The organism is Streptomyces sp. DH12 (genome assembly GCF_020873895.1).
Taxonomy (GTDB): domain Bacteria; phylum Actinomycetota; class Actinomycetes; order Streptomycetales; family Streptomycetaceae; genus Streptomyces.
This window is the reverse complement of sequence record NZ_JAHWGT010000550.1, coordinates 1-565: the sequence shown is the minus strand read 5'-3', so window position 1 is coordinate 565 and position 565 is coordinate 1. Positions and strand designations below refer to the sequence as shown.

The following is a 565-nucleotide window of genomic DNA, read 5'->3' as shown; positions in this document are numbered from 1 at the left end:
ACCTTCAGGAGAGGCGATGTACGGCATATCTGGATCTTCCGAGGAGCTCCGCCTGTTCGTCTTCCACCACGCGGGCGGCTCCCACCTGCTCTACCGCGCCTGGCCGGGCCTGCTGCCCGACCGCTGGGACGTGCGCCTGCCGGACGCTCCCGGCAGGGGGCGGCTGGCCGACGAGCCGCCGCTGGACGACGCACGCCGGCTGGCGGGCTTCTTCCTGCGCCGCCTGGGCGCTGACCTGACCGGCCCGTTCGCGTTCTTCGGGCACAGCATGGGCGCGCTCGTCGCCTACGAACTGACCCGGCTGCTCGAGGAGGAGGGACGCGAACTGCCCGTCTGGCTCGGCCTGTCGGCGCGCGGGGCGCCCCGTCCGCAGGGCGACGGCACCCGGCGGCACGAGCTGCCGGACGACGAACTGCGCGTCCATCTCGCGGCCATGGGCGGCACCCCCCTGGAGGTGCTGCACGAGCCCGACCTGTGGGCGATGTTCGCCCCGGCCATCCGCAACGACCTGCGCCTGGTGGAGAGCTGGCGTCCGCGCCCCGGCGCCGCGCCGCTGACCGTGCCC

Annotated in this window: 1 protein-coding gene; it reads left to right on the top strand. The window is 74.5% G+C overall.

From position 1 onward, the window contains the following. Window positions 1-16: 16 nt before the first annotated feature. On the top strand, window positions 17-565 hold a 549-nt coding region (locus LPA54_RS35715; RefSeq protein ID WP_228984722.1), incomplete at its 3' end, for a thioesterase II family protein.